Below are 25,489 nucleotides of genomic sequence, written 5' to 3'. Positions count from 1 at the left end.
GGGCTACGCCCAGCCGGCCAGCACCAGCTTGCCGATGGTGGCGCCGCCTTCCAGGCGGCGGTGGGCTTCCTTGAGGTTGGCGGCGTTGATCGGCCCCAGGCCTTCGGCCAGGGTGGTTTCCAGCACGCCCTTTTCCATCAGCCGGGCGGCCTGGGCGAGGATTTGCCCCTGGCGTTCCATGTCCACGCCGAACAGGGCGCGGGTGAACATGAATTCCCAGGCGAAGCGGGCGCTCTTGGGTTTCAGCGGGTTGGTGTCCAGCGGTCCGCGGGCGTCGACGATGGAGACGATGCCGCCCAGGGGCGCCACCAGCTGGCAGACGTCGTTCCAGTAGCTGTCCGGTTCCTGGGCCAGCAGGATGGCGTCCACCTGCTCGATGCCCTGGGCCTTGAGCGGTGCCACCAGCCCTTTGCGGTAGTCGATGGTGTGGTGGGCGCCCATGGCCCGGCACCATTCGGCGGAGCGTTCCCGCCCGGCGGTGGCGATCACCGTCATGCCGAAGTGCCGCGCCGCCAGTTGCGCGGCGATGGAGCCCACGCCGCCGGCGCCGCCGACGATCAGCAGGGTCTTGCCTTTCGCCGTTTGCGGGGTGAGGCCGAGCTGGTCTTCCAGGGCCTCCCAGGCGGTCAGGGTGGTCAGCGGCAGGGCGGCGGCTTCCTGCAGGCCGATGCCCTCCGGCGCCTTGGCGACGATGCGCTCGTCCACGCATTGGTACTGGGCGTTGGAGCCCTGGCGCTGCATGGCGCCGGCGTACCAGACCCGGTCGCCGGGCAGGAAGTCGCGCACCTCCGAGCCCACCGCCTCGACGCGCCCGGCGGCGTCGTAGCCGAGCACCTTGTAGCCTTTTTCCGCCAGGGGGCGTTGGCGTACCTTGGTGTCCACCGGGTTCACCGACACCGCCTCCACCGCCACCAGCAGGTCCCGGGGCCCGGGTTGCGGCTGGTCCAGCTCGATGTCTTCCAGGGCGTGCACGTCCTCGATGGCGCGGGGTTGGTTGAAGCCGACTGCTTTCATGGGGCCTCCGGGCTAATGTGCTTCGTGGGGAGATTGTGGCACCGTAGGAGCGCGCTCCTACGAGCAACAAGGATACCTATCATGAATTTTGAAGAATACCGGCGCCACGACGGTCTGGGGTTGGCGGAGTTGGTGGCCAAGGGGGAGGTCTCCGCCGAGGAAGTGCTGGAGGTGGCGATCCAACGCGCGGAGGCGGTGAACCCCAAGCTCAACGGGCTGATCATTCCCCTCTACGAGGAAGCCCGGCGGCGTGCCGGCGAGCCTCTGGAAGGCCCCTTCGCCGGCGTGCCCATGCTGGTCAAGGATCTGTTCCAGGAGATCGGCGGCGCGCCGGCTTACAGCGGCAACAAGGCGCTCAAGAACCAGGACTTCCGTGCCCCCCGGGATTCGGAACTGGTACGGCGCTGGAAGGCCGCCGGCGCGGTGCCGTTCGGGCGCACCAATACCCCGGAGTTCGGCTCCAAGGGCGTCACCGAACCGGAGTCCTTCGGCGCCAGCCGCAACCCCTGGAACCCGGACCACACCCCGGGCGGTTCCTCCGGCGGCTCGGCGGCGCTCACCGCCGCCGGCGTGGTGCCCTTCGCCGGTGCCAACGATGGCGGCGGCAGCATTCGCATTCCCGCCGCCTGCTGCGGCCTGTTCGGGCTCAAGCCCGGCCGTGGGCGCACCCCCTGGGGCCCGGAGTTCGTGGAGGCCCTGCACGGCATTTCCGTGAACCATGTGGTGAGCCGCTCGGTGCGCGACTCCGCCGCTTTGCTCGACGCCACCCACGGTGACGAACACGGCAGCCTGTTCCACATCGCGCCGCCGCAACGGTCCTATCTCAGCGAACTGGAGCGCGACCCGGCGCCGCTGAAAATCGGCTTCTCCCTGACTTCGCCCATCGGCACCCCGGTGGACCCGGAGGCGGTGAAAGCGGTGGAGGACACCGCCCGCCTGCTGGAAAGCCTGGGCCACCACGTGGAGGAGGCGGCGCCGTCCCTGGACATGATGGCCATGAGCATGGACTGGCTGGGCATCTGGTTCACCAAGTGCGCCTCCGAGGTGGCCCGGGTCAAGGAACTCACCGGCTGCGGTGACGAGGGCTTCGAGCTGGACACCCTGGCCATGGCCGCCTTCGGCCACGCCACCAGTGCCGACGACTATCTGGGCTTCTACCAGCGCGGCCAGCTTTACTCCCGGCAACTGGCGGATTTCCACGACCGCTATGATTTCTGGCTGACGCCAACCCTGGCCATGCAGCCGGCGACCATCGGTGCTTCCGCCACGCCGCCCTGGCAGCAGAACGCCCTCAAGGTGATCCTCAAGCTGCGCGCCGGCAAGCTGGTGATGAAATCCGGTCTGGTGGAACAGATGGCCCGGGAAAACATGAAGTACGTGCCCTTCACCCAGCTCGCCAACTTCACCGGCGTGCCGGCCATGTCGGTGCCCCTGCACTGGTGCGACAGTGGCCTGCCCATGGGCGTGCAGTTCGTCGGCACCCATGGCGACGAAGGCCGGCTGCTGGGCCTGGCCGGTCAGTTGGAGAAAGCGAAGCCGTGGTTTGATCGTATGCCGGAGGTTTAAAATCGGATCGCGACTGAAGTCGCTCCTACGGCGGCTCTGAACCATCCCGTAGGAGCGACTTCAGTCGCGATCAAGCGTCTCGGACAACCCCTGATCCACAACCTCGATCCAATGCCTGACCGGCGTACGCCCGGCGGCGCCCAGATGCATCTGGCAGCCGATATTGGCGGTGGCGATATGGTCCGGTTGCCCGCTTTCCAGGGCGTCGAGCTTATTGTCACGCAGTTGCCGGGCCATGGCCGGCTGGGTAATCGAATAGGTGCCGGCGGAGCCGCAGCACAGGTGGGCGTCCGGCACCGGGGTCAGATCGAAACCCAGGCGGGTGAGCACGCCTTCGGTGACGCCGGCCAGGCGCTGGCCATGTTGCAAGGTGCAGGGGCATTGGAAGGCCAGCCGGCTTTCGGTGTGCACTGCCAGCGTTTCCAGATTTTCTTGGGCGAGAAATTCCGCCGGGTCCCGGGTGTGCTCGCTGACGCGGTGGGCCTTGTCGGCGTAGGCCGGGTCGTCCCGCAGCACCTTGCCGTATTCCTTGATAAAGGCACCGCAGCCGCTGGCGGTGGGGATGATCGCTTCCACGCCGTCGTCCAGGGCGGCGATCCAGGCGTCGATATTGCGTCGGGCCCGGTCCAGGCCGGTGGCCTGGCCGTCCAGATGATAGTCCACCGCGCCGCAGCAGCCGGCGCCGGACCAGACTTCCGCGCCGATGCCGAGACGGTCCAGCACCCGGGCGGTGGCGGCGTTGGTGTTGGGCGACAGGGCCGGTTGCACGCAGCCGGCCAGCAGCGCCACCCGGCGCGGATGGCCGCCGCCGGGCCAGTGGCCCGCTGCCGGCACCTTGGCGGGGATCTTCTCTTTCAGCGCCGCCGGCGCCAGCGGCCGGGCCAGCCGCCCCAGGCCCATCAAAGTAGCGAACAGGCGCGGATGCGGCATCAGGGCGCGCAGGCCCCGGCGCAGCAGCCGCTCCCGCGTGGAACGGGGCACCTGGCGCTCCAGTTCCGGCCGGGCGATGTCCAGCAGGGAGTGGTAGTCCACGCCGGAAGGGCAGGTGGTTTCGCAGGCCCGGCAGCTCAGGCAGGCGTCCAGGTGCTGCTGGGTGCCTTCGCCGGGCTCGTTGCCTTCCAGCATTTCCTTCATCAAATAGATGCGCCCGCGCGGGCCGTCCAGCTCGTCGCCGGTGAGCTGGTAGGTGGGGCAGGTGGCGTTGCAGAAGCCGCAATGCACGCAGCTGCGCAGGATCGATTCCGCTTCGTCGGCGCGGGGCAGTTGGCGGGCGGTGTCGCTGAGTCGGGTTTGCATGGCCGGCCTCCGGTTACAGGTCCGCATAGAGCCGGCCCGGATTGAAAATCCGCTCCGGGTCCAGGCGGGCTTTCAGCGTCTGGTGATAGCGCAGCAGGGCGGCCGGCAGCGGGTGGAAGGGCGCGTCCTCTGGCTCCTCGCCGCTGAAACGGGTGGCGGAGCCGCCGGCGCTGGCCGCCAGCTGCCGGAGGGTGTCGGCGTCCGTGTCGCTTTTCAGCCAGCGCTGGGCGCCGCCCCAGTCGCTGAGCAGGGTTCCGGGCAGCTCAAGCACCGGCGTCGCCGGTGGCAGCGACAGGCGCCATAAAGGTTTGCCGCCGTCGAAGAACGGCAGCCGGTGGTCACGCAGCTTGTCCCAGTAGTGTTCGTCCGCCAGCGGCTCGCCGTCAATCTCTCGGGCGGCCGCCTCCACCGAGCCTTGGTTGCCCTCCAGGCGCAGCCGCAGCAGCCCGCCGCCGTGGCAGGCGGCGGACAGCGGCAGGCCGCGCCGGCGCCAGCCGAGTATGTTGTCCCGGGCCTGGTCGCCGGTGAGACGGAGCTGCAGGGAGCGGCTGGCGCGCGGGCGCGGCAGCACCTTGAACGACACTTCCGTGATCAGCCCCAGGCAGCCGAAGCTGCCGGCCATCAGCCGGGACAGGTCGTAGCCGGCCACGTTCTTCATCACCTCGCCGCCGAAGCGCAGGTGCTGGCCCTCGCCGGTGATCACCCGGGTGCCCAGTACGAAGTCCCGCACCGAACCGGCCCAGGGCCGGCGCGGGCCGGCCAGGCCGCTGGCCACCATGCCGCCGACGCTGGCGTCGCCGCCGAACAGGGGCGGCTCGAACGGCAGCATCTGGTCCTGCTCCGCCAGGGTGGCGATCAGTTCGCTGACCCGGGTGCCGGCGCGGGCGGTGACCACCAGCTCGCTGGGGTCGTAATGGACCACGCCGCTGTGGCCGAGGGTATCCAGCACCTCGCCGTCCACCGGCCGGCCCAGGTGGCTTTTGCCGCCGGTGCCCCGGGGGCACAGCGGGCGGCCCTCGGCGCGGGCGGCGCGCACGCGCTCCAGCAGCGCTTCGGCCTGGTCGCCCATCAAAAACGCTCCAGCTCGGGGAACGGCAGTTCGCCCCGGTGAATGTGCATGGCGCCGAACTCCGCGCAACGGTTCAGGGTGGGGATGTTCTTGCCCGGGTTGAGCAGCCGTTGCGGGTCGAAGGCCGCTTTCACCGCGTGGAAGCAGGTGATCTCGTCGGCGTCGAACTGGCTGCACATCTGGTTGATCTTCTCGCGGCCCACGCCGTGCTCGCCGGTGATGCTGCCGCCCACCGCCACGCACAGCTCCAGGATGCGCCCGCCTAACTCCTCGGCGCGGTGCAGTTGGTCCTCGTCGTTGGCGTCGAACAGGATCAGCGGGTGCATGTTGCCGTCGCCGGCGTGGAACACGTTGGCCACGCGCAGATGGTACTCCCGGGACAGCGCCTCGATGCCGGCCAGCACCTTGGGCAGCTCCCGTTTCGGGATGGTGCCGTCCATGCAGTAATAGTCCGGCGAGATGCGCCCCACCGCCGGGAAGGCCGCCTTGCGGCCGGCCCAGAAGCGCTGGCGCTCGGCGTCGTCCCGGGCCTGGCGGATGTCGGTGGCGCCGGCGTTTTCCATCACCGCGCGCACCCGTTGGCAGTCCTCGTCCACGTCGCTTTCCACGCCGTCCAGCTCGCACAGCAGAATGGCGGCGGCGTCCCGGGGGTAACCGGCCCGGGCGAAATCCTCGGCGGCGCACAGCGCCAGGTTGTCCATCATCTCCAGGCCGCCGGGAATGACGCCGGCGGCGATGATGTCGGCCACCGCCTGGCCGGCGTTTTCCACGCTGTCGAAGCTGGCCAGCAGCACCTTGGCGCGGGGCGGCGCCGGCAGCAGTTTCACGGTGATCTCGGTGACGATGCCGAGCATGCCCTCGGAGCCGGTGAACAGGGCCATCAGATCGAAGCCCGGCGTATCCAGGGCGTCGCTGCCCAGGGTCAGGCACTCGCCGTCCACGGTGACGATCTCCAGCTTCAGCAGGTTGTGCACGGTGAGTCCGTATTTGAGGCAGTGCACGCCGCCGGCGTTCTCCGCCACGTTGCCGCCGATGGAGCAGGCGATCTGCGACGACGGGTCCGGCGCGTAGTACAGACCATAGGGCGCGGCGGCCTGGGAAATGGCCAGGTTGCGCACGCCGGGCTGCACCCGGGCGGTACCGGCCTCGGCGTCGATCTCGAGGATACGGTTGAAGCGCGCCATCACCAGCAGAATGCCCTTTTCCAGCGGCAGGGCGCCGCCGGACAGGCCGGTGCCGGCGCCCCGGGCCACCACCGGTACGCCTTCCTCGCTGGCGATGCGCATCAGCGCCTGCACCTGCTCCAGGGTCGCCGGCAGGGCCACCAGCATGGGCACGGTGCGGTAGGCGGACAGGCCGTCGCATTCGTAGGGGGTGAGGTCCTCGCGCCGGTGCAGCAGGTGCAGATCGGGCAGGTCCCGCCGCAGGCGGGTGAGCAGGGCCGCCTTGTCCACTTCCGGGAGGGGGCCGTCGAGCCGTTCGTCGTAATGCATGGGTCCGCCGGGCTGCTGTTGTTGGAATCGCGGTGACCGGATTCAGTGTGCAACGGCCCCGGAGCGGCGGCAAGACCGGCTCGACTTTGGTCGAAAGGCGTCGTGCCGGTGCTATGATGACCGCGTTTTCGCAACGGGGATCACCGTGACGGCGCACATTCTGATCGTTGACGACGAACCGAGGGTGGCGGAGCCGCTGAGCTTCGCCCTCCAGAGGGAACACTTCCGGGTGACCCATGTGGAACGGGGCGAGCAGGCGCTGGCGGTGCTGGCCGCCGACGCGCCGGCGCTGATGGTGCTGGACGTGGGCCTGCCGGACATTAACGGCTTCGACGTGCTCAAGCGGGTGCGGCGCGACAGCGAGGTGCCGGTGCTGTTTCTCACCGCCCGCGAGGACGAACTGGACCGCATCCTGGGCCTGGAGCTGGGCGGCGACGACTATGTGACCAAGCCGTTCAGCCCCCGCGAGGTGGTGGCCCGGGTGCGCGCCATTCTCAAGCGTCAGGGCGCGCCGGCCGACGCCGCTCCGGTGCTGGACTGGCGGGTGGACGAGGACGCCGCCCGGGCCTGGTTCCGCGACCAGCCCTTGTCCCTGACCCGCTCGGAATACCGCATTCTGGAAGCCCTGGTGCGGCACCCGGGCCGGGTGTTCAGCCGCGCCCGGCTGCTGGACATCTGCGGCAGCGAAGAGGACAGTTTCGAGCGCGCCGTGGACACCCACATCAAGACCCTGCGCGCCAAGCTGAGGCCCCTGGGGGGTGATGCCTGGATCGTGACCCGGCGCGGCCTGGGCTATGTGCTGGAACGGCCATGAAACTGAGCCGTCAGCTGCTGCTGATCTTCTTTCTTATCATGGGGCTGGTGAGCTGGTTCACCATGGATCTGGTGCTCGGCGAGGCCAAGCCCCTGGTGCGTCAGTCGGCGGAGGAAACCCTGGTGGACGCCGCCAACCTGCTGGCGGAAATCATCGCCTCGGACGTGGACGGCGAACGGCTGATCATCACCCCGGCCCTGCGCGGCGCCCTGCGGCGCTACGCCGACCGCGCCCCCGCCGCCACCATCTGGGGCCTGGACAAGAACCGCACCGACACCCATGTGTACGTCACCGATGCCCGCGGCGTGGTGCGCTTCGATTCCCGGGGCGAGAACGAGGGCGAGGATTTCTCGCAGTGGAACGACGTGCTGCTGACCCTGCAGGGCAAGTACGGCGCCCGCACCACCCGCTCCGACCCGGACGATCCCACCTCCTCGGTGCTGTACGTGGCGGCGCCGGTGCGCCATGACGGCGCCCTGATCGGGGTGGTGACCCTGGGCAAGCCCGGCGCCTCGATTCAGCCGTTCGTGGCCCAGGCGGAAGCGCGGCTGATCCGCTACGGCTGGATGGCCCTGGCGGTGTGCCTGTTGCTGGGCCTCGGCCTGGCCTGGTGGATCAGCCGCCGGGTGGGGCGCCTGCGCGCCTATGCCCTGGCGGTGGCGGAAGGCCGGCGGCCGGCGCCGCCGCGCTTCCGGGTGCGCGACGAAATCCACGATCTGGCGCGGGCGGTGACCGCCATGCGCCGGCGTCTGGAAGAGCGCGCCCGGCTGGAAAACCACACCGCCATGCTCACCCACGAAATGAAAAGCCCGCTGGCGGCGATTCGCGGCGCCGGGGAAATCCTCGCCGAGGAAGTCAGCGACCCGGCCCTGCACCGGCTCACCGACAACGTGGTCCACGAAAGTCAGCGGCTCAGTGACCTGCTCGATCGCATGCTGGCGCTGGCGCGGCTGGAAAAACTGGAAAGCCTGCCACCCCGGCGTGATCAGGCTCTGGCGCCGTTGCTGGAGGAGTGGCGCCGCAGCCGCCAGGTGCTGCTGGATGGCAAGGGGCTGGAGGTGGCCCTGGAGGGCGAAGCGGAACTGCGCGTGGACCCGGACACCGCCCGGCTGGCGCTGTTCAACCTGCTCGACAATGGGCTGCGCTTCGCCGACGCCGGCTCCACCCTGGTGGTGGCCGGCTGGCGCGACGGGGACACCGGGGGCGTCACCGTCACCAACACCGGCCCGCGCATTCCGGACTACGCCCTGGCGCGCGTCAGCGAACGCTTCTATTCCCTGCCGGCGCCGGGCGAGGAGAAAAGCTCCGGCCTGGGCCTGGCCATGGTCCGCGAAGTCGCCGAGCTGCACGGCGGCTGGCTGCGCGTCGAAAACCTCGACCACGGCGTCCGCGTCACGCTTTGCCTGCAGTAACCTCCACCTCGCACACGAAACCCCCACATTCCCCCCACACCCGCCGGGCAAGCTGGCCGCTCTGAATCAAGGGAGACGACCATGGCCCAGAGTCCATTGAAGAAAATCCTGATCATCGCCGGCCTGATGCTGGTGTTGGTGGCGCCGCTGCTGATGATCCAGGCGAAGATCAACGAACGCCAGCAGCGCGCGGCGATGGTAAGCCAGGAGGTCAGCCGCCAATACGCCGGCGAGCAGACGGTATCCGGCCCGGTCATCATGGTGCCCCAGGTGCGCCGCCACGAGGTCGCCTACCAGGACCAGGAAAGCGGCGAACGCCGTACCCGCGCCGAGTTCCGGCACGAGCTGGCCAGCCAGGTGCCGGACACCCTCACCATCGAAGGGCAGCTCAAGACCCGCACCCTGTACCGGGGCATCTACGGGACACCGGTCTACCAGAGTGGCCTGAACCTGGAAGCGCGTTTTCCGGAAAACTGGCAACAGGTGTCCGACCGCGCCGTCCGCGATCGCGGCCCGGCGCTGCTGGTATTGCGGGTCGGCGATCTGCGTGGTTTGGCGGAACGGCCCCGGCTGCGCATCGGTGAACGAACCCTGCCGTTGCTGGAGCCCGGCGAGATACCGGAAGCCCTGGGCGGCAATGTGCTGGTGGCGCCGCTGCCCCGGGAACTGAACGGGCCCTTCACCGTTTCCGTGGACCTCAACCTCAATGGCAGCCGCTCGCTGGCGGCCCTGCCCCTGGCCAAGGAAACGCGCATGACCCTGCGCGGCGACTGGCCGCACCCCGGGTTCACCGGCCTGTTGCTGCCGGCGGACCGGGAGATCTCCGACCAGGGGTTCATGGGGCGCTGGTACACCAACAGCCTGGCGGCGGCGAGCACCCTCGCCTGTGCCCGGGACACGGCCCGCTGCCAGGAGCGCGACAAGGCGCTGCGGGTGGAGCTGGTGCAGCCGGTCACCGGCCTGCTTTCCAGCGAGCGGGCGCTGAAATACAGCTACCTGATCGTCGGCCTGACCTTCGCCGCTTTCTTCCTGTTCGAGGTGATGCGGCGCGTGTCCGTGCACCCCATGCAGTATCTGCTGGTGGGGCTGGCGCTGGCCATGTTCTATCTGCTGTTGGTGGCGTTGGGCGAACATCTGGATTTCGCCTGGGCCTATGGCATCGGCGGGCTGGCCTGTGTCGGCCTGATCGGCGTGTATCTCAGCGCGGTGTTGCGTTCCGGTAAAGCGGGGTGGGGGTTCGCCGGCGCCCAGGGGCTGGTGCTGGCGTTGATCTACGCCATCCTTAATGCCGAGGACTATGCTTTGCTGATGGGATCGCTGTTGCTGTTCGCCACGCTGGCGGCGGTGATGTTACTGACCCGTCATGTGGATTGGGGCGCCCACGCTCGTGGTCAGCAAGGTACTTCGTGAAGGAAAGAACGGGCCGGGGCATTGCCCCGGCCGTGGCGGTCGTGATCAGCCGTCGATGGTGGCGGCGTCGGAACCCTGCATGGCGTTCACTTCTTCCACGTCCACCAGGGTGCGGCCGTCGTCGTGGTCCACTTCGCCGACCAGATCCAGGCGCGTCCCGGTCTGCAGTTGGCGGTCGCCGGTGAGGCCGGTGTCCAGTTCGATCTCGATGGTGCCGGCGGTGTCGCGCAGCAGGTAACGTTCATCTTCCATGACCTGCACCACCTCGCCGCTGAGGTGCACCATCTGGCCTTCCTCGATGCCTTGCTTGATGGCGGCGCTGTCCGCCTGGATGGCGTTGCCGGCGTGGGCCACGGAGAAGGTACCCGCCAGGGCGGCGGCGATGATCAGCTTTTTCATGGCAAATCCTCCTTGTTCGCTCGGATACGAGTAAGGAGTATGGCAGCCGAAAGGGCCCTTTGTTGCGGTGTGGTTGTAAAGGAGCATTAAAAGCCGGGGTGCGGCTCCATAGGGTGGGGGGCTGTAGGAGCGACTTCAGTCGCGATGAAGATGGCACGGGCCTACACCGAGACGCGGTCTCAGCTGGAGGGCTCGACCCCGATTACCGCTAAGGCCCCTCGCCCTGCGGCAGCGGCGGCCACCACCCCTGAATGGCGCCGTCCTCTATTGCCGCCAGATCACCGAACTGCAGCAGCACGAACTCGCTCTGGGTGGGGCGGAAGAAGATCAGGTCCCCCACTTCCAGGTCGGTGGCCGGGGAGCCGTTGTACATCATCTGGTTGGTGCTCATGCCGTACAACTCGTTGCTCTCGATGCCCGGCGGCGACACCGGCCGCGCTTTCCAGTAACCGCCGTAGATGAAATAAGTGCGCCGCCGGTTCGGGTCCCACAGGGTCCAGGCGTCGCCGAGGGGCACCGGGCCGGGCAGGTCGAGGCCGTCCCGGGCCTTGAGCACCGGCGTGGCGATGAACGCCGCCGGCTCGAAGGCGGCCAGGGTGTCCAGGTCGAAGTCGCTGGGTTTGACCAGGGCGGAGCCGGCGGCCAGTTCGTTGAGCGGGGTTTCGTCGCCGTGCAGGGCAAAGGTGGGGCTGCCGGCGCCGTTGAAGGTGAGCGGCAGGTCCTGGTAGCGCGGATGGGTGCGGTACAGCCGGTCGATGAAGCCCTGGTACACCGCCTGGCTTTTGCGCAGGGATTCCTCGCGGCTTTCCAGCACCGCCGGCACCTTGCCCACGTGGGCGTCGTAGCCCATGAAACCGCTGAAGGCCAGGTGTTCCGGTTGCGCCTCGATCAGCGACATCAGGGCGTCCAGTTCATGGGGCTCGGCCAGCCCGCCGCGATGCAGGCCCACATCCAGCTCCAGGTTGACGCGCAGGCGCCGGTTCAGGCGCCGGGCCAGGGCCAGGTATTCGCGCAGCCGGGCTTCGCTGTCGATCAGCCATTGCAGCTGGTGGTCCGGGTCGAAGCCGGCGTCCGCCGGCAGTTCCTCGTAGAAGCGCGCCGCCGCGTTCACCGGCATGGGCTTGCCCAGCAGCAGGTCGCAGTCCGGCTCGGCGGCGGCCAGGGCATTGATGAACGGCTGGTGGAACACCATGGCCCGGCGGCTGCCGGTCTCCGCCATCACCGCCTGGATCAGCGGCACGCTGGGCAGGGATTTGGCGACGATGCGGTAATCGCGGCCCGGCGGCAGGCGTTCCATCAGGCGCCGGCAGTTGTCGGCCAGCCGCTGGCGGTCGATAAGCAGCACCGGCCGGCCCGGGCCCCGGTTGCGCAGCAGCTCGTTGAGGCCCTGGAAATAGGGCGGATGGGGCGCGCCCCGGTCGCCGGGCTTGAGCCACCAGGCCACCGCCAGGCCGCCGCCGAGGGCGAGCAGAAAGGTGCGTCGTTTCATGGTTGTTATCCGTTTTCGAGGAACAAACGCTTCAGATGATCATTGAGCAGACGGCCTTCCGGGTCCAGCTCCCGGCGGATCGCCAGGAAATCGTCGAAGCCCGGGTACAGCGCGCGCAGCTCCGCCGCCCCCAGGCCGTGCAGCTTGCCCCAGTGGGGCCGGCCCTGGCATTCCCGCAGCACCGGCTCGGTGGCCTCGAACAGCGGCCGGTAATCCTGCTTGTAGTACTGATGCACGGAGATGCTGGCGCCGGGGCGGCCGCTGAACATGGACAGCAGGGTGTCGTCGGCGGCCACGTAGCGGAACTCGATGGGGAAGAACACATTGATGTCGCGCTCGCGGATCGTCTCGCACACCTGGCGCAGGCAGTCCACGCCCCGCTCCGCGGGCACCGTGTATTCCATCTCGTTGAAGCGCACCGTGCGGCGGTTGGCGTAAATCTTGTGGGCCGGCCCCCAGCGGCGGTTCTCCTCAACGAAGAAAGTCACCAGTTTTTGCAGCGTCGAAGTCAGCCAGCCGGCGCGCATGGCCAGCTCGGAGACCATTTCCAGCAGATCGTTGCTGTCGTCCTGGGCCAGGTTGTCGTCTTCCCGGTCGGTGGGCGTCATGGTCTTGACGATGGCGGTGCCGCCCAGGGGGAAGGCGAAGAATTCGATGTTGCGGAAGTTGTCCTTTTCCCGCTCCACGAAGTCCATGGCCTCGTCCAGGGGCAGGGTCCAGGTGTGCTCCTCCAGGCGGTAGGCGGGCGTGGTGCGTAGGGACACCTCGGTGACCAGACCCAGGGCGCCCACCGAGCAGCGCGCGGCGTCGAACAGCTCGCCGTCCTTCGCCGTCAGCCGGTGGCGCCGGCCGGCCATGTCCAGCAGGGTGAGGCCGTCCACCTGGGCGGACAGGCTGGGCAGCCCCAGGCCGGTGCCGTGGGTGCTGGTGGCGATGGCCCCGGCCAGGGATTGCAGGTTGATGTCCGGTTCGTTGATCAGGCTCTGGCCCTCGCCCCAGGCCTGGGCGCCGGCCTGGGCGATGCGGGTGCCGGCGCCGAAGTGCAGCACGTCGCCATCGCGGCCGCGCAGGCCGGCCATGGCTTCCAGGGAGACCAGGGTGTCGTCGGTGGGCACCACGCCGCTGAACGAGTGGCTGCCGCCGAAGGCGCGTACCGTGCCGGAGGTGGCGGCCAGCAGCTGCTTCAGGGCGTCCTCGGTGGCCGGGTAGGCCAGATCCCGGGGGCGGGCGCTCTGGTTACCGGACCAGTTTTGCCACTGGCCGCCGGCCGGTTGCTCCGAGGCGCGGGCCAGGGCGGGCACGGCGCCGGCCCCGGCGGTGGCCGCCAGCGCCTTGAGAAAGCCGCGGCGGTCCAGGGAAAGATTGAAAGCCATGATGGTTCCCGTTTGTTTTTATGGAACCATCGTACCAATCACCCGGCGAAGCGCAATTGACTCAGGGGCCGTCCGCGCCGGGGCCGGGAGTCACAGCCGGTAAGCGGCCAGCCACTGCTCCAGTTGCGCCGGCTGCATGGCGCCGGCCTGGCGGGCCAGCTCACGGCCCTCGCGGAACACGATCAGGGTGGGGATGCTGCGAATGCCAAAGCGCCCGGCCAGGGCCGGCTCCGCTTCGGTGTCGAGCTTGGCGAAGCGCAGGTCCGGCTCCAGCCGGCCGGCGGCCTGGGCGAACACCGGCGCCATCACCTTGCAGGGACCGCACCAGCTGGCCCAGAAATCCACCACCACGGGCAGCTCCGAGCGTTCCACCACGGCGCTGAAATTGGCGCTGGTAAGGGTGATCGGGGCGCCCTCGAACAGGGGGCGTTTGCATTTGCCGCAGCGCGGGCGGTCGGCGCGGCGGGCCGCCGGGATGCGGTTGACCGCGCCGCAGTGGGCGCAGCCCAGGGTCAGGGTGTCGGACATGACGCGGGTCTCCGGTTACGCATCTTGTTTATATGATGGCGCCGGGACCCGCTTCAAGCGCTGTCAGAGGTCAATGCCGAGCTGGTCCCAGAGTTCGTCCACGCGCTGCTTCACGTCCGCGTCCATTGCGATGGGCGTGCCCCACTCGCGGCTGGTTTCGCCGGGCCATTTGGTGGTGGCGTCCAGGCCCATCTTGGAGCCCAGGCCCGCCACCGGCGAGGCGAAGTCCAGGTAGTCGATGGGCGTGTTCTCCACCAGCACCGTGTCCCGGGCCGGGTCCATGCGGGTGGTGATCGCCCACATCACGTCCTTCCAGTCGCGGGCGTTCACATCGTCGTCGCAGACGATCACGAACTTGGTGTACATGAACTGGCGCAGGAACGACCACACGCCCATCATCACCCGCTTGGCGTGGCCGGCATACTGCTTCTTCATGGTCACCACCGCCATGCGGTAGGAGCAGCCCTCCGGCGGCAGATAGAAATCCACAATCTCCGGGAACTGCTTGCGCAGGATCGGCACGAACAGCTCGTTCATGGCCAGGCCCAGCACCGCCGGCTCATCCGGCGGCCGGCCGGTGTAGGTGCTGTGATAGATCGGATCGCGGCGGTGGGTGATGCGCTCCACGGTGAACACCGGGAAACGCTCCACCTCATTGTAATAACCGGTGTGGTCGCCGAACGGCCCCTCGTCCGCCATCTCGCCGGGATAAATATGCCCCTCCAGCACGAACTCGGCGCTGGCCGGCACCTGCAGATCCGAGCCCAGGCACTTCACCAGCTCGGTTTTGCTGCCGCGCAGCAGGCCGGCGAAGGCGTACTCGCTGAGGCTGTCCGGCACCGGCGTCACCGCGCCCAGGATGGTGGCCGGGTCCGCCCCCAAGGCCACCGCCACCGGGAACGGCTCGCCCGGGTGCGCCTCCTGCCACTCCTGGAAATCCAGCGCCCCGCCCCGGTGTCCCAGCCAGCGCATGATCAGCTTGTTACGACCGATCAGCTGCTGGCGGTAGATGCCCAGGTTCTGGCGCTCCTTGTGCGGCCCCCGGGTGATCACCAGCGGCCAGGTCACCAGCGGCCCGGCGTCGCCCGGCCAGCAGGTCTGGATCGGCAGTTGGCCCAGATCCACGTCCTCGCCCTCGATCACCTGCTGCTGGCAAGGCCCACTGCCACTCACCTTCGGGCTCATGCTCAGCACCTTGCGGAAAATCGGCAGCTTCTCCCAAGCATCGCGGAACCCCTTGGGCGGCTCCGGCTCCTTAAGAAACGCCAGCAATTCGCCCAGCTCGCGCAACTCCTGCACCGAATCCCGACCCATACCCAGCGCCACCCGCCGCTCCGTGCCGAACAGATTGCCCAACACCGGAATCGAAGAGCCCTTCGGGTTCTCGAACAACAACGCCGGCCCGCCCGCCTTCAGCGTGCGGTCGCAGATCTCCGTCATCTCCAGACGCGGGTCCACCTCGGCGGTAATGCGTTTCAGCTCGCCCTGCTGTTCCAGTTGCTGGATGAAGTCACGAAGATCGCGGTATTTCATGAAAAACGGTCTCGCCGGCTACAAGGTGGCGGCAGTATAACAGCCCATCCGCCGTCCACGATGCCATGCCGCCCCCGCCGCCCTCCCCAGGCCTGTGTAGGAGCGACTGGGCGGCACTCCGCTTCAGTCGCGATAAACGCCGTGAAGACCGCGACAGAAACGGAGCCCCGGCCGACCGCCCCGGCCGTAGCCCACACGGACAGTATGATTGATATTGGAAAACACAGCGGTCACGCGAACGGGGACGGACCCCACGTGAAAGGTTTGTAACTTTATGAAATATCTGATTTATTCGGGTTTATATAAAAATACGAAAGCTGGGATATGACGCTGGCGCGTTCATTGGATATTCGAGCCGGCGTCCACCTGTTAAGTTTCCCTGTAAAGAATCACAAAATTAAGTATAAGGAGAAAATATGTCTGAAGTGAATGTATATGAGCAGGCTCTTGCAGCCGTACTAAGTGAGGCCAAATCGCAGGGGGTCGATATCGATAAGCTGGTTGAAGATGCAAATGCTGGAATTATGGGAAATAAGCCATACACTTGGGTCGGTGCTGCACATAAACCGAACGTTTTGGATGCGTTAAAAAAAGGTTCATCGCGCTTTAGCGGGAACGCTCCCCGGTCTGGGGCGCGACGGGCCGATTCAGAAGTCAGTAAACAGGGGAACTAAGAGGTAGGGGCGGACAGTGAACCGAGTTAAGTTGTTTGTGCGACCAAATAACGAGACAAGGACACTGCCGCCATGGTTGATGCTACGTTCCCCGGCTCGGGCTGGGAAGGCTTTATCGCCACCCAATTCGTTCCGCTCTCCGGTTCCGAGTGCCTAATTCACCTGGTTCCTGACCCTCAAGTGCCGCCTCGCTGCCCAGGCTGCCGGCGATCCTGCCCCCTGATCCACGACACCACAGTACGCCGCATTCGGGACCGGGACCTGTTCGAGTATCGGGTTTGGTTGTCAGTGCCAATAAGGCGGGTACGCTGCGCCACGTGCGGTGTTGGCCGGGAAGCATTGTCCTGGCTTGAGCCCCGGTCTCGCATCACCCACCGACTACGTCAGCACGTCGAGGTCTTGCTGACCCTCCTGCCGATCAAGCAGATCGCCGGCCTTACCGGGCTGCACTGGCACACCCTCAAGACCCTCGATAAGGCCCGGCTGGCCCGGGACCTGCCCGAGCCAGACCTCAGTCTGGTCCGTTACTTGGTTATGGACGAGTTCGCCCTGTTCAAGGGCCACCGTTATGCCAGCGTGGCGATCGATGCCGAGACCCGGCAGGTGCTGTGGGTGGGTGAAGGTCGATCCCGCGAGGCGGTCCGTCCCTGCTTCAAGTGGTTGGGGCCTCATTGCGAACATATCGAGGCGGTGGCGATGGACATGAATACCGCCATGGACCTGGAGGTACAGGCCTGGTGCCCCAAGGCCCGGGTGGTCTACGACCTGTTCCATGTGATCGCCAAGTTCGGTCGGGAGGTGATCGACCGGGTCCGGGTGGATCAGGCCAACCAATTGCGCCAGGACAAGCCCGCACGGCGGGCCGTGAAGCGCTCACGCTGGTTGCTGCTGCGCAACCCAGAGAACCTGAAGGCTGATCAAGCGGACGAGCTGAAGACATTACTGGATCTGAATCAGCCGTTGATGGTGGTGTATCTGATGAAGAGCCAGCTCAAGGAACTCTGGTACGCCCGCACCGAACGGGCCGCCCGGTGGCGTTGGACACGGTGGTTCAACATGGCCCAGGCCAGTGGTCTGGCGCCGTTGATCCGCTTCGCCCGGCGTCTGAAGCCCTACGCCGAGGGCATCATCGCCAGCGCCACCTATCGCCTCAATACCAGCGTGCTGGAGGGCATGAACAACCGCATCAAGGTCATCAAGCGCATGGCCTATGGCTACCGGGACAGCGACTACTTCTTCCTAAAGATCAAAGCCGCCTTTCCCGGTAATCCGCGATGAACCAAAAAAAAGCAGTCAATGAGATTAAGTAGCGTAATGCAAAAACTTAACAAGTTGCTGTTGTCGCCACTTCGTGGCTGGGACAGCCTACTCGCCGCTTCGCTCTGTTTCGGCTGCCCCAAAGCAAGGCGTTAGAACTCACAAGGAAGATCGCAGAACGTGAAGCTTTCAGAAAAAACTCTGGAATTGAATATATGCGCACAGGCCTCTCAAAAAGTAAGCGCCACACAGCAGCTGTTTTGGTTTGGCCTTACTCAAAAGCAAGAGGCGAAGGCCGGATTTGACGCTTGTACGGAGCTTGGTGGACGCTTATTGATTTTCCAATTTAAGGCATCAAATCGTGTTCTTAAATCAAAGAGGCGTGTGTTTATGGCCCCTCACTACCAGCTTGATGCCCTACGAAATCAAGTTAATTCATTTCAGCGGTCTGTCTTTTACGCATTCCCACTTGTTGGCAACACTCTTGAGCTTAAGAAAAACCCAGATCTGCTCTCGCATACGTGGCTCGTGGACGTCGCATCATTGAAGTCGGTAGGCCCTCCCACAAAGAGTGATGGCAGCTTGCGTAAGAACGGATGTCACAACGTCTATGTCACGCCAGGGAAGGCTGTATTTCATTCTGAGCCAGTAGAGATTGGCGCCATTAGCTTTAGTAGTTTAGTAGAACAACGATTCTCGGAGAGCGATGGGATAAATTGGGTAAGCAATCAGCGCTTCGAAGGATTCTGGGAATTTGCACAACGCTTTTCGTCTGGGGCTAGGGGGCTTGTGGTGTGGTAAGTTCTAACAAATTCTTACAGTCGGACCAAGTCGTACTGTCATGTCTTTTGCAAAAAGCGCAAAAGACACGCCAGCACGACTTGGCCGCTGAAGAAAAGCGTTAGGCCCAAAAACAAGGAGAGTCTGCTTGGCAACAAACTATGTTCTGATAGATTTTGAGAATGTACAGCCCAGTAACCTGGAGGTTCTCAAGCATCACCCTTTCAAGGTGGTTGTTTTCGTTGGTGCTAACCAAGTAAAGATACCGTTTGATCTGGCCGCAGCGATGCAGGGCCTTGGGGATGCTGCGCGGTATATCAAAATTACGGGAATCGGCAAAAATGCTCTCGACTTTCACATCGCCTATTACATTGGCGAGTTGGCGGCACAGGACTCGGGAGCCGACTTTCACATCATCTCCCGCGATACTGGTTTTGACACGCTGATAAAGCATCTCAAATCGCGTGGTATCAAAATCCAGCGTGAGCGAGACTTGGCTGAAATTCCCGTAGTAAGAATGTCAACGGCTACCTCTACCGACGATATGGTGTCTGCCATCGTAAAAAACCTGGCAGGCCGGGGTCAATCTCGACCCCGCAAAGTGAAGACACTCTCCAACACCATCAATTCCCTTTTAACAGAGAAGCTATCTGAACAGCAGCTGAGCTCAATTGTGAAAGACCTTGAGCAGCGTAAGTACATAAAGGTGAACAATGGCAATGTTTCGTGCCAATTGCTGCACTAGGGAAGGTCTGAATAACTCCTTCTTTTGACGTTTGCGGTTTTCAATCAGCTTCTACCATCAAATGGTGGCCACAACTCACTCTTGAGTGTTCATTTTTTCGCCTGATTGCCGCGTTTTGGCGGCAATCAGGCGCACTGCCCCTAGGGCAGCAACACCCGTTTCACTCTCAACAGGTTGTGCAGCCCCGCTAGAAAATAGAGTCGGTTGGTATTCTTCGCCAGCCCCCGGTAGCGAACCTTGCTGTAGCCGAACATGCCTTTGATCACTCGGAAGGGATGCTCCACCTTGGCCCGCACGCTGGCTTTGATGGTTTCGCATTCCTTTGCCACCTTCGACATCGTGGCGCGCTTACCCGGCCGCTCAGCGATAAACCAATCCACTTTACGTCTCTTGTGCTCTTCGCGTTTCTCGATACCGCAATAACCCGCATCTCCCCAGACCCGCTTCTCTTTGCCATGCAGAAGCTGGCCTGATGCCGTCAGGTCATGTTCATTGGCGGCAGTAGTGGCAAGACTATGAATCAGACCCACTGTGTCATCGACACCAATATGACACTTCATCCCAAAATGCCATTGATTGCCTTTCTTGGTCTGATGCATCTCCGGATCACGGGCCTTTTCCTTGTTCTTCGTCGAGCTGGGGGCTTCGATAATCGTCGCATCAACGATGCTGCCTTCACGAACCATCAGCCCGTGTCGTGCCAACTGGCGGTTGATCTTCTTGAACAGCTTCTTGCCAAGATTGTGCTGTTCCAACAAGTGTCGGAAGTTCAGGATCGTTGTCTCATCAGGAACCCGAGAGAGGCGAACCCCTGCAAAACGGCGCATGGACTCGATTTCATACAAGGCATCTTCCATCGCCGGATCGCTCAGGTTGTAGATGATCTGCATGACATGGATGCGCAGCATGCTCGATAGCGCATACGGCGGCCGGCCAGTGCTGCCAGAGGCATAATAGACAGCAATCGTAGACTCCAGCGCCTTCCAGGGTAGCAACTGATCCAACTTCTCAAGGAACACTTCCCGCCGGGTCTTGCGCTTCTTGTGTTCGTATTCGGCTTCGGCAAAGGTCAGCTGGCTCATGGCAGTTCCGGCTAGTGGCTGAGAGAAAGTCCTGATTATGGCAAAGTCGGGGAGTTTTTCAGAGGTTCCCTAGCCCTAATAAGGCCAGGCACGCGACGCCTACTGCATTGTGGCTTCGCCTCAATTCCGTAGCCGCGTGCTGGCTGGCGTTAGCCCCTCCGAGGAAAAGATCAATGTCTATCGCAAGCACTCCCCGCTCTAACTTTGTAACCGTGGTTGCGTGGATCTTTATTGTGCTAAGTGGTTTTGCCTCATTAATTGCGCTTCTTCAGAACTTGATGTTGCACCTCGCAATGCCAATGGATGAGATGAAGCAACACATGTCAGGTCAAGCCGTGGAACAAATGCCAGCCGCAGCAATGTTCATGTTTGGACACATTGAACTCATATTTGCAGCATTTCTGGCCGTGTGTCTGGGCACTCTTGCATCTTCCGTCGGCCTCCTTAAAAGGAAAATTGGGCTCGCATCACGTTCATCGCCCTCATGCTTCTCGGAGTGTTTTGGAATCTTGGAGGGCTGGTTCTTCAACAAACCTTCATGTCGCAAATGCCCATTCCACCGGACGCTCCGTCGGAGTTTCAAGCTCACTTCGAATCCATGATGAAGGTAATGAGGGTGGCGACGGCGTTAGTTGCGCTTGGCATGTCGACCTTATTGGGATGGATCGCCTGGCGATTGTGGTCGCCAAGCATCGTTGCTGAATTTGGCGGGGTGGACCTTGCTGAAGGCCAGGACTAGCAAAGTGTTGCAGGCGACATTTGACTCGCTACCCACGTTTGCTACTGCAAACGCGGCCATCGACTCAAGTGCGCCTTAACGCAGGCGTTAGTGCTAAAAAAGTCGAGGGAAAAATGCGGAAACGAAAGGGTTCATGGGCCAGGGGGCCCGTGAAGGAGACGGAGTCTCAGTGGTTGGAAGAAGGAAAGGAACTTTCGAGATTAATTTTTCTCTTGCCGGTTTTGGGGCTATACGTGCTATGGATGGCCGCTGTATTCAAGGCTCAAGGTTTGATTCCAGCAGGAATCGCTTCGCTCGGGCTGGTCAGCATAATATGGAGATGGCCAGAAGGGCTGTTTAAGCGGGTAGGGGCTGTGCTTCTGTTAGGCATCATTGTCCCGGCTTCGGTTTCGTATGCTCTTCTATGACGTATTGTGGAAAAGGGCGCGTTAACAATGGACGGCACTCGGACGCCTGCGGTGCCGGTTTTTAAGGACGTTGGCCACAAGAGGGAGCCATGAAAGAGAGTGATTGGAAGAAGTTCAAGGCCATAAAGGAAAGAGCCATTGAGCGGTTCTGCACTCAGGCTCTTGACGAGTTTGAAGACGTCATCTCCAACTCGGACGACCATGTTCACAATCGCTATCGACGGCTTTACAAGCTTGTTCAAAACCGCGACAGGGAAATGTCGTCAATATTTGATGATCACAGCCGCTCCAATGCCCCGATGCAGCTCACGGTAATTCGCACTAGGGGCCTTGCTGAAGAATCCTTGCTCGCGGAATTATCAGACGAATTTCGGGAACAAACGGACCCCAAGCGGTCTGGTTGGGATTAACTTTGCTTGACCAGCTGTTTCAGTTCGTTCCGGCCCGAGTAACCCATCCATCGGGTGCCCTTTCCGCGGCGCTACAAGGGCACGGCTGAACACCGGCGTTTGAGCGTGCGTGAGCGTTATGAACACAGTCTCAAACGCAAAACGCCCCGGCGATGACCGGGGCGTTTTGCGTTACGGGGTCTTGCGGAAAGACCGCCGGTGTTACTTGCGCTTCATGGAGTCGAAGAACTCCGCGTTGGTCTTGGTCTGCTTCATGCGGTCGATGAGGAATTCCATGGCGCCGATTTCGTCCATGGGGTGCAGGACCTTGCGCAGGATCCACATTTTCTGCAGTTCGTCCTCGCTGACCAGTCGCTCCTCGCGGCGGGTGCCGGAGCGTTTGATGTTCATGGCCGGGAACACGCGCTTCTCGGCGACCTTGCGGTCCAGGTGCAGTTCCATGTTGCCGGTGCCCTTGAACTCCTCGTAGATCACTTCGTCCATCTTGGAGCCGGTTTCCACCAGGGCGGTGGCGAGGATGGTCAGGCTGCCACCTTCCTCGATGTTCCGGGCGGCGCCGAAGAAGCGCTTGGGTTTTTCCAGGGCGTGGGCGTCGACACCACCAGTGAGCACCTTGCCGGAGCTGGGCTGCACGGTGTTGTAGGCGCGCGCCAGACGGGTGATGGAGTCGAGCAGGATCACCACGTCCTGTTTATGCTCCACCAGCCGCTTGGCTTTCTCGATCACCATCTCGGCGACCTGCACGTGGCGGGCCGGCGGTTCATCGAAGGTGGAGGCCACCACTTCGCCGCGCACCGTGCGTGACATCTCGGTCACTTCCTCGGGCCGCTCGTCGATCAGCAGCACGATCATGTGGGCTTCGGGATTGTTGCGGGCGATGGAGTGGGCGATGTTCTGCAGGAGCATGGTCTTACCGGCTTTGGGCGGGGCGACGATCAGGCCGCGCTGCCCTTTGCCGATCGGCGCCACAAGGTCGATCACCCGGGCGGTGATGTCCTCGGTGGAGCCGTTGCCGATTTCCATGACGAAGCGTTCCGTGGGGAACAGCGGCGTCAGGTTCTCGAACAGGATCTTGTTCTTGGCGTTTTCCGGGCGGTCGGTGTTGATCTCGTTGACCTTGAGCATGGCGAAGTAGCGTTCGCCATCCTTGGGGGGCCGGATCTTGCCGGAAATGGTGTCGCCGGTGCGCAGGTTGAAGCGCCGGATCTGGCTGGGGGAGACGTAGATGTCGTCCGGGCCGGCCAGGTAGGAGCCTTCCGCGGAGCGGAGGAAACCGAACCCGTCCTGCAGGATCTCCAGAACCCCGTCGCCGTAGATGTCGGAGCCGTTCTTGGCGGCTTTCTTGAGGATGGAGAAGATTACGTCCTGTTTGCGGGTTCTCGCCAGGTTCTCCAGGCCGAGTTCCTTGGCAATATCCAGCAGTTCGCCGATCGGCTTCTGTTTCAGTTCGGTTAGATTCATTGGAGTTTTACAGGGTGTCCAGAAATGAATTGACGGGATGCACCATGGGGTGGTGTCTCGATGGTCCGGCGCATCCGGGCCGACGGGCCTCGGGATGCTCTAATTGATTCGTTTTTCGGATCCAAAAATGGCGTGCATTCGCTGGGCCCTGTTTCGGCGGCCCTTACCAAAGCAATAAGGGGGGCCGGACATGGCCTGACGCATCAAACGGGAACGAGTAAAGATGTGACCCTTGCGAATCACCGTGCGGCGGGGCCTGATTCTCAGGGGCCGGCGGCGGTGATTACCCCGTTAAGGACGTTTGCCGGAAAGGCGCAAAACGGACAAAACGGTGATCCCTGCCAGAGGGTGCGAATACGCTGATTCGGGAATGTACCATCGGGTTCGGGGGCTGTCCAGCCCGTGAAGCCAACCATTTGCGCTGGTCCCCACGGGGCTGGGCCGGTTACCGGTCCCGGTTCAGAGCGTGCTGTCCAGGAAGGCGGTGAGCTGGGACTTGGAAAGCGCGCCCACCTTGGTGGCTTCCACGTCGCCGTTCTTGAACACGGTCAGGGTGGGGATGCCACGTACGCCGTATTTTTTGGGCGTTTCCGGGTTGTCGTCGATGTTCAGCTTGGCGATGGTCAGCTTGTCCGCGTATTCGCCGGAGAGATCCTCCAGGATCGGCGCCACCATCTTGCACGGGCCGCACCAGGGCGCCCAGTAGTCCACCAGAACCGGGCCGTCGGCTTTCAGGACTTTCTCCTCGAAATCCGCGTCGGTCACGTTGATAATCTCGCCGCTCATTGAAATCTCCTGCTAGGCTCGCGGGATGTGGGGCACGCCATGCGATCATGGCAATGCAGAGGGTCATTAATATCAGGGTCTGGGGCGCGGATTTCAAGCGCGCCGGGCAATGGTGCCGACAGCGGCCGCCTATGGAGGCGCCGGCCGAATCCGCCGAGGAGGACGGTTTTGCGACAACCCGAACACATGGCCGCCATCGATCTGGGGTCGAACAGCTTCCACATGGTGGTGGCCCGCCAGGCCCAGGGCGAGGTGCGGATTCTGGAAAGCCTCTCCGAAAAAGTGCAGCTCGGCGCCGGCCTGACGCCGGATAATCAGTTGGACGCCGCCGCCCAGGAAAGGGCGCTGGAATGCCTGGGCCGCTTCGCTCAGCGGATCGCCGGCGTGCCCCGGGGCAATGTGCGCGTAGTGGGCACTAACACACTTCGCATGGCCCGTAATTCAAGCCGTTTTATCGCTCGCGCGGAGGCTCAGCTGGGCCACGATATCGAGGTGGTGGCGGGCCGCGAAGAGGCGCGCCTGATCTATCTGGGGGTGGCCCACAGCCTGGCCGATGACGCCGGCACCCGGCTGGTGGTGGACATTGGCGGTGGTTCCACGGAGCTGATCATCGGCGAGCGTTTCGAGGCCGCCGAAACCGAGTCCCTGCACATGGGCTGCGTCAGCTACGGCCAGCGCTTCTTTCCGGAGGGGCGCATCACCGAGGCGGCGTTTCGCAAGGCGGTTACCGCCGCCCGGCAGGAAGTGCTTTCCATCGAGACCAACTACCGGCGGTTGGGCTGGGCCCAGGCGGTGGGCGCGTCCGGCACGGTGAAGGCGATCGCCCAGGTGTGCGAGGAAAATGGCTGGAGCGTCGAGGGGGTCTCCCTGGAAGGCCTGGAAAAGGCCCGTCGCAAGGCGATCAAGGCGGGCAATTCGGATGCGCTCTCCCTGAAAGGGCTGCGCGAGGACCGCAAGCCGATCTTCGCCTCCGGTCTGGCCATCCTGCTGGGTATTTTCGAGCAGTTGGGGCTGACGCACATGCAGGTGTCCAGCGGCGCGCTGCGCGAGGGCCTGCTCTACGATCTGCTCGGTCGGTTCAGCCATGAGGACGTGCGCGAGCGCAGCATCCAGGCGATTCTCAACCGCTATCACGTGGAGCGGGCCCAGGCGGAGCGGGTCTCGACCACCGCCCGGGGGCTCCATGACCAGGTGGCCGCCACCTGGGGGCTGGATGACGAGCGCGCCGCCGATACGCTGCGCTGGGGCGCGTTGCTCCACGAGCTGGGGCTGGCGGTGTCCCACAGCCAGTTCCACAAGCACGGCGCCTATCTGGTGACCCACTCGGATCTGCCCGGTTTTTCCCGGGAAGAACAGCAGGCGGTGGCGCTGCTGGTGCGCGGTCACCGTCGCAAGCTGCCGCTCTCGACCCTGGCCGAATGCCCCGAGGACGAGCAGACCCGCTGGTTACGGCTGTGTCTGATCCTGCGGCTTGCGTGCCGGCTGCATCATGCCCGCAACGATGCCCCGGTGCCGCCGCTCACCCTGAGCGCTGACGAGCGCGCCCTGACGCTGGCGTTCCCGGCCGGCTGGCTGGAGGAGCATCCGCTGACCCAGGCGGACCTGGAGCAGGAACAGGAGTACTTCCAGGCGGCGGATTACACTCTGACGATCCTGTAGCACCGCCCTTGTAGATACCCTGTTCGCGGTCAAGCGTTTTGCAGGCCAGCGGTTTGAAAAAGGCGGGCCGAATCGAACGGGGTATCGGTCTTC

At 64.1% G+C, this 25,489-nt stretch carries 22 protein-coding genes; 10 read left to right on the top strand and 12 right to left on the bottom strand.

Annotated features, from left to right (window positions below; genetic code table 11):
• Positions 1 to 3: 3 nt before the first annotated feature.
• Positions 4 to 1,014 (bottom strand): zinc-binding alcohol dehydrogenase family protein, encoded by a 1,011-nt coding sequence (locus HMJ39_RS14730; protein ID WP_194297878.1) that lies wholly within the window; start codon positions 1,012 to 1,014, stop codon positions 4 to 6.
• A gap of 81 nt (positions 1,015 to 1,095) precedes the next feature.
• Between HMJ39_RS14730 and HMJ39_RS14725 the strand changes: the two genes are divergently transcribed.
• Positions 1,096 to 2,580 (top strand): amidase, encoded by a 1,485-nt coding sequence (locus HMJ39_RS14725; RefSeq protein WP_194297877.1) that lies wholly within the window; start codon positions 1,096 to 1,098, stop codon positions 2,578 to 2,580.
• Positions 2,581 to 2,640: 60 nt separating this feature from the next.
• Here HMJ39_RS14725 and glcF read toward each other — a convergent pair whose 3' ends face one another.
• The 3 genes from glcF to glcD are packed head-to-tail and all read right to left on the bottom strand — an operon-like array spanning position 2,641 to position 6,438.
• Positions 2,641 to 3,876: a glycolate oxidase subunit GlcF gene (gene glcF / locus HMJ39_RS14720; protein WP_194297876.1), complete on the bottom strand. Its 1,236-nt coding sequence runs from the start codon at positions 3,874 to 3,876 to the stop codon at positions 2,641 to 2,643.
• Between the two features lie 13 nt (positions 3,877 to 3,889).
• Positions 3,890 to 4,945 carry a glycolate oxidase subunit GlcE gene (gene glcE, locus HMJ39_RS14715; RefSeq protein WP_194297875.1) on the bottom strand — a complete coding sequence of 352 codons (1,056 nt, stop codon included), beginning with the start codon at positions 4,943 to 4,945 and terminating at the stop codon, positions 3,890 to 3,892.
• Positions 4,945 to 6,438, bottom strand: a complete 1,494-nt coding sequence (gene glcD / locus HMJ39_RS14710; RefSeq protein ID WP_194297874.1) for a glycolate oxidase subunit GlcD — start codon at positions 6,436 to 6,438, stop codon at positions 4,945 to 4,947. The genes glcE and glcD overlap by 1 nt, the downstream gene beginning before the upstream one ends.
• A 145-nt stretch (positions 6,439 to 6,583) precedes the next feature.
• On the opposite strand from glcD, the gene creB reads away from it, so the two are divergent.
• From creB to creD, 3 genes are all read left to right on the top strand, one after another.
• Entirely contained in the window at positions 6,584 to 7,252 is a 669-nt protein-coding gene (creB, locus tag HMJ39_RS14705; RefSeq protein ID WP_323370918.1) for a two-component system response regulator CreB, read from the top strand.
• The gene (gene creC, locus HMJ39_RS14700; RefSeq protein WP_194297872.1) at positions 7,249 to 8,664 is read left to right on the top strand and encodes a two-component system sensor histidine kinase CreC; all 1,416 of its coding nucleotides are present in this window, start codon (positions 7,249 to 7,251) and stop codon (positions 8,662 to 8,664) included. The genes creB and creC overlap by 4 nt, the downstream gene beginning before the upstream one ends.
• Positions 8,665 to 8,745: 81 nt before the next feature.
• Entirely contained in the window at positions 8,746 to 10,074 is a 1,329-nt protein-coding gene (gene creD, locus HMJ39_RS14695) for a cell envelope integrity protein CreD (protein ID WP_194297871.1), read from the top strand.
• Between the two features lie 45 nt (positions 10,075 to 10,119).
• Here the strand turns inward: creD and HMJ39_RS14690 are convergent, their stop codons facing one another.
• From HMJ39_RS14690 to ubiD, 5 genes are all read right to left on the bottom strand, one after another.
• Complete coding sequence (locus HMJ39_RS14690; protein WP_194297870.1) at positions 10,120 to 10,473, bottom strand: NirD/YgiW/YdeI family stress tolerance protein; 354 nt, start codon at positions 10,471 to 10,473, stop codon at positions 10,120 to 10,122.
• A 208-nt stretch (positions 10,474 to 10,681) separates the two neighbouring features.
• A complete protein-coding gene (locus HMJ39_RS14685) occupies positions 10,682 to 11,962 on the bottom strand; it encodes an alanine racemase (protein WP_194297869.1) in 1,281 nt (426 codons plus the stop codon).
• A 5-nt stretch (positions 11,963 to 11,967) separates the two neighbouring features.
• Positions 11,968 to 13,335, bottom strand: coding sequence for a D-arabinono-1,4-lactone oxidase (locus tag HMJ39_RS14680; protein WP_194297868.1), 1,368 nt, complete (start codon positions 13,333 to 13,335; stop codon positions 11,968 to 11,970).
• A gap of 90 nt (positions 13,336 to 13,425) precedes the next feature.
• On the bottom strand, positions 13,426 to 13,863 hold the full coding sequence (trxC, locus tag HMJ39_RS14675; protein ID WP_194297867.1) for a thioredoxin TrxC: 438 nt from the start codon (positions 13,861 to 13,863) through the stop codon (positions 13,426 to 13,428).
• A gap of 63 nt (positions 13,864 to 13,926) precedes the next feature.
• Complete coding sequence (ubiD, locus tag HMJ39_RS14670) at positions 13,927 to 15,396, bottom strand: 4-hydroxy-3-polyprenylbenzoate decarboxylase (RefSeq protein ID WP_194297866.1); 1,470 nt, start codon at positions 15,394 to 15,396, stop codon at positions 13,927 to 13,929.
• A 416-nt stretch (positions 15,397 to 15,812) separates the two neighbouring features.
• On the opposite strand from ubiD, the gene HMJ39_RS14665 reads away from it, so the two are divergent.
• The 4 genes from HMJ39_RS14665 (at position 15,813) to HMJ39_RS14650 (ending at position 18,852) form a co-directional block, all read left to right on the top strand.
• Entirely contained in the window at positions 15,813 to 16,070 is a 258-nt protein-coding gene (locus HMJ39_RS14665; RefSeq protein ID WP_194297865.1) for a hypothetical protein, read from the top strand.
• Between the two features lie 72 nt (positions 16,071 to 16,142).
• The gene (locus HMJ39_RS14660; RefSeq protein WP_194297864.1) at positions 16,143 to 17,348 is read left to right on the top strand and encodes an ISL3 family transposase; all 1,206 of its coding nucleotides are present in this window, start codon (positions 16,143 to 16,145) and stop codon (positions 17,346 to 17,348) included.
• 159 nt (positions 17,349 to 17,507) lie between these two features.
• Complete coding sequence (locus HMJ39_RS14655) at positions 17,508 to 18,128, top strand: hypothetical protein (protein WP_194297863.1); 621 nt, start codon at positions 17,508 to 17,510, stop codon at positions 18,126 to 18,128.
• 127 nt (positions 18,129 to 18,255) lie between these two features.
• Positions 18,256 to 18,852, top strand: a complete 597-nt coding sequence (locus HMJ39_RS14650) for a PIN domain-containing protein (RefSeq protein WP_194297862.1) — start codon at positions 18,256 to 18,258, stop codon at positions 18,850 to 18,852.
• Positions 18,853 to 18,992: 140 nt separating this feature from the next.
• On the opposite strand, the gene HMJ39_RS14645 is transcribed toward HMJ39_RS14650, so the two are convergent.
• Entirely contained in the window at positions 18,993 to 19,934 is a 942-nt protein-coding gene (locus HMJ39_RS14645; RefSeq protein WP_194297861.1) for an IS5 family transposase, read from the bottom strand.
• A 1,235-nt stretch (positions 19,935 to 21,169) separates the two neighbouring features.
• Between HMJ39_RS14645 and HMJ39_RS14640 the strand changes: the two genes are divergently transcribed.
• Complete coding sequence (locus HMJ39_RS14640; RefSeq protein WP_194297860.1) at positions 21,170 to 21,490, top strand: hypothetical protein; 321 nt, start codon at positions 21,170 to 21,172, stop codon at positions 21,488 to 21,490.
• Positions 21,491 to 21,691: 201 nt separating this feature from the next.
• Here the strand turns inward: HMJ39_RS14640 and rho are convergent, their stop codons facing one another.
• Together rho and trxA are read right to left on the bottom strand one after the other, a co-directional pair.
• The gene (gene rho / locus HMJ39_RS14635) at positions 21,692 to 22,951 is read right to left on the bottom strand and encodes a transcription termination factor Rho (RefSeq protein WP_194297859.1); all 1,260 of its coding nucleotides are present in this window, start codon (positions 22,949 to 22,951) and stop codon (positions 21,692 to 21,694) included.
• A 459-nt stretch (positions 22,952 to 23,410) separates the two neighbouring features.
• Positions 23,411 to 23,737, bottom strand: coding sequence for a thioredoxin TrxA (gene trxA / locus HMJ39_RS14630; RefSeq protein WP_161386184.1), 327 nt, complete (start codon positions 23,735 to 23,737; stop codon positions 23,411 to 23,413).
• A 186-nt stretch (positions 23,738 to 23,923) separates the two neighbouring features.
• Here trxA and ppx point away from each other — a divergent pair, with 186 nt between their 5' ends.
• Positions 23,924 to 25,396 (top strand): exopolyphosphatase, encoded by a 1,473-nt coding sequence (gene ppx / locus HMJ39_RS14625; RefSeq protein WP_407645836.1) that lies wholly within the window; start codon positions 23,924 to 23,926, stop codon positions 25,394 to 25,396.
• Positions 25,397 to 25,489: the final 93 nt, after the last annotated feature.

Source organism: Alloalcanivorax profundimaris, from assembly GCF_015265435.1.
Taxonomy (GTDB): Bacteria; Pseudomonadota; Gammaproteobacteria; order Pseudomonadales; family Alcanivoracaceae; genus Alloalcanivorax; species Alloalcanivorax profundimaris.
This window is presented reverse-complemented; position numbering and strand designations above follow the sequence as displayed.